The sequence below is a fragment of the Streptomyces sp. NPDC045695 genome, from assembly GCF_056432025.1.
This window is the reverse complement of the sequence record NZ_JBWKJU010000044.1, coordinates 1-1,615: the sequence shown is the minus strand read 5'-3', so window position 1 is coordinate 1,615 and position 1,615 is coordinate 1. Positions and strand designations below refer to the sequence as shown.

Below are 1,615 nucleotides of genomic sequence, written 5' to 3'. Positions count from 1 at the left end.
CCTAGCTTGATCTTTAACCTTCGGCGTCGAACGGTGCATCGAACTTGATCGCTCGGTTCGGTAACCGCAGTACGCGGAAGCGGCCTTCGTCTGGATCATGTGCTCCGACCAAGGAAACACTCACATCCAGCACGAAGGCCGTGGGATGAGTCTGCTGCATCACGGTGCCCGGCAAGAGGCATTGGCTGAACTGTCACGCTTCCGTGGCGAGTTCTACGAGTGTCTGACCGCCCGTTCGGATGCCCTGTTCGAGCTGGCCGACGCGGTCCTGTGCGGCGACGGGCCGGTGAGGTCGCTGCCGGAGCTGTCGCTGGTGGGCGAACACCGTCGTGGGCATGGCGGACTTTATGCCGCTGTGGCCCGGGGCGGTTTGGATGTTGTCCGGCTGAGGCGTGCGCTGGTGGCGGTGCCGCTACCGAAAGCCGCGGACGGCCGTCTGGTCCTGGCTGTGGATGTCACCTGCTGGCTGCGGCCCGACGCCCACACATCGCCGCAGCGGATCCTGTGCCACACCTATGGACGGGGCAAGGACCAGCACATCCCCGTCCCGGGCTGGCCGTATTCCATCGTCTGCGCTCTGGAGAGCGGTCGCAGTTCGTGGACCGCACCCTTGGACGCCCTCCGTCTCGGGCCGGGTGACGACACCGCCACCGTCACCGCCTGCCAGCTACGTGAGCTGGTCGAACGGCTGATCGCGGCGGGCCAGTGGACCGGTGGCGACCCGGACATCCTCGTCATCGCGGACGCCGGATACGACGCACCCCGCCTGGCCCACCTCCTGCGGGATCTGCCGGTTCAGGTCCTGGCCCGGATGCGCTCGGACCGCGTCCTGCGCAGGCCCGCCCCGCCCCGGCAGCCTCACACGATGGGCCGCCCGCCCCGGCACGGCGGCGAGTTCGTCTTCGGCCAGGAAGAGACCTGGGGCACTCCGGACGCCGAGACCGTCACCGAAACCCGCCTCTACGGCACCGCCCGAGCACGCTCCTGGGACCGGCTCCACCCCAAACTCACCCACCGCTCCTCCTGGGCTGCGGCCGAAGGCATCCTTCCGGTCATCGAGGGGACCGTCATCCGCCTGGACATCGACCGCCTGCCCAGCGGAGCAACCCCCAAGCCGGTCTGGCTGTGGTGGTCGGGCACCGACGCCACTCCGGCAAATGTCGACCGACTCTGGCAGGCATACCTGCGGCGCTTCGACATCGAGCACACTTTTCGCCTGTTCAAGCAGACGCTCGGCTGGACCTGCCCGAAGATCCGCACACCCGAGGCGGCAGACCGGTGGACCTGGCTGATCCTGGCCGCCTACACCCAGCTCCGTCTCGCCCGGCCGCTGGCGGCCGACCTGCGCCGGCCCTGGGAGAAACCCGCACCGGCCGACCGCCTCACGCCCGCCCGCGTCCGCCGCGACTTCCGGCACATCCGCCCGAGCGCCGCCTGCCCGGCCGGTGCACCAAAACCCTCCCGCCCCGGTCCCGGACGACCACCCGGCCGGAAGAACACCCGGCCCGCACCCCACCACGACGTGCACACAGTCCGCAAACAAGACACCGCGAAACCGAAAGCGAAGAAGTCCACGACTCCTCGCCCACGCCGCAAGGGTTAAAGATCAAGCTAG

At 68.9% G+C, this 1,615-nt stretch carries 1 protein-coding gene; it reads left to right on the top strand.

The genetic code is table 11. The features are described from left to right. The first annotated feature begins 145 nt into the window (after positions 1-145). Complete coding sequence (locus tag AC07DU_RS33865; protein WP_479115768.1) at positions 146-1,603, top strand: NF041680 family putative transposase; 1,458 nt, start codon at positions 146-148, stop codon at positions 1,601-1,603. The last annotated feature ends 12 nt before the right edge of the window (positions 1,604-1,615 follow it).

Coding starts and splice junctions, on each gene's coding strand:
- AC07DU_RS33865 (WP_479115768.1), top strand. CDS start 146: ATGAGTCTGCTGCATCACGGTGCCCGGCAAGAGGCATTGGCTGAACTG.